Annotated in this window: 3 protein-coding genes and 1 other annotated feature; all 3 genes read left to right on the forward strand. The window is 59.5% G+C overall.

The window, feature by feature from the left end; all coding sequences use genetic code 11:
- Positions 1–682 (forward strand): DNA polymerase III subunit gamma/tau C-terminal domain-containing protein (locus DD606_RS25085; RefSeq protein ID WP_306768328.1); only part of this gene is annotated, 682 nt, incomplete at its 5' end.
- Positions 12–76, forward strand: a sequence feature (DnaX frameshifting element). (Overlaps the previous gene by 65 nt.)
- 53 nt (positions 683–735) lie before the next feature.
- Positions 736–1068: a YbaB/EbfC family nucleoid-associated protein gene (locus tag DD606_RS25090; RefSeq protein WP_003858972.1), complete on the forward strand. Its 333-nt coding sequence runs from the start codon at positions 736–738 to the stop codon at positions 1066–1068.
- Positions 1068–1607 (forward strand): recombination mediator RecR (recR, locus tag DD606_RS25095; RefSeq protein WP_129259455.1); only part of this gene is annotated, 540 nt, incomplete at its 3' end. The genes DD606_RS25090 and recR, both read left to right, overlap by 1 nt.

Here is a 1607-nt window from a genome sequence, read left to right on the forward strand (position 1 = left end):
GTTGCAACGTGCGCAGGGAGCAACCAAACCAAAAAAGAGTGAACCGGCAGCGCCTGCAAGAGCGCGGCCGGTGAACAACGCCGCGCTTGAACGACTGGCCTCGGTAACGGAGCGCGTGCAATCGCGTCCGGCACCGTCCGCGCTCGAGCAAAAAGCCCCGGCGAAAGAAGAGGCATACCGCTGGAAGGCGACTACCGTTGTTGAAACGGTCAAGGAAGTGGTCGCCACGCCAAAAGCGCTGAAAAAGGCGCTGGAGCATGAAAAAACGCCGGAGCTGTCCGCGAAGCTTGCGGAAGAGTCCATCGAGCGCGACGCCTGGGCCGCCGAGGTCAGCAAACTCCAGCTGCCGAAGCTGGTTGAGCAGGTCGCGCTGAACGCCTGGAAAGAGCAGGACGGTAATCAGGTGCGTCTGCACCTGCGCCCTGGGCAGCGGCACCTCAACTCCCCTGGCGCGCAAAAGGCGCTGGCCGAGGCGCTTACCGCATTACAGGGTGTGCCGGTTGAATTGACTATCATTGAAGATGATAATCCGGCGGTTAAAACGCCGCTCGAGTGGCGTCAGGCCATTTATGAAGAGAAGCTCGCGCAGGCGCGCGAGGCGATAATTGCGGATAACAACATCCAGACCTTGCGCCGGTTCTTCGACGCCGATCTGGATGAAGAGAGTATTCGCCCCATTTGATCGTGAGTCTGACTTACGGTTGTAATCCTTAACGTGAAAGAAGAGAGAAGCCTATGTTTGGTGGAAAAGGCGGTCTGGGTGGCCTGATGAAGCAGGCTCAGCAGATGCAGGAAAAAATGCAGAAGATGCAGGAAGAGATCGCTCAGCTGGAAGTCACGGGTGAATCCGGTGCCGGTCTGGTCAAGGTGACCATCAACGGTGCGCATAACTGCCGTCGCGTGGAAATCGACCCGAGCCTGCTCGAAGACGACAAAGAGATGCTGGAAGATCTGGTTGCAGCCGCGTTTAACGATGCCGCTCGCCGTATCGACGAAACCCAGAAAGAGAAAATGGCCTCTGTTTCCAGCGGTATGCAACTGCCGCCGGGCTTTAAGATGCCATTCTGATGCAAACCAGTCCGCTGCTCACGCAGTTAATGGAAGCACTGCGCTGCCTGCCGGGCGTTGGCCCGAAGTCGGCGCAGCGTATGGCGTTTACGCTATTGCAGCGCGACCGCAGCGGCGGGATGCGCCTGGCGCAGGCTCTGACCCGCGCCATGTCAGAAATTGGTCACTGTGCGGATTGCCGTACCTTTACCGAGCAGGACGTATGCAACATCTGCACGAACCCGCGTCGTCAGGAAAACGGTCAGATTTGCGTGGTGGAGAGTCCGGCGGACATCTACGCCATCGAACAAACCGGGCAGTTTTCCGGCCGCTATTTCGTGCTGATGGGGCATCTCTCCCCGCTGGACGGCATCGGCCCGGACGATATCGGTCTCGATCGTCTGGAGCAGCGCCTGGAGTCGGAAACCATCAAAGAGGTGATCCTCGCCACCAACCCCACGGTGGAAGGGGAGGCAACCGCCAACTACATCGCCGAACTGTGCGCGCAGTACGGCGTTGACGCCAGCCGCATCGCCCACGGCGTGCCGGTCGGCGGTGAG

It is taken from the genome of Enterobacter cloacae complex sp. GF14B (genome assembly GCF_004136805.1).
Classification (GTDB): Bacteria; Pseudomonadota; Gammaproteobacteria; order Enterobacterales; family Enterobacteriaceae; genus Enterobacter; species Enterobacter hormaechei_C.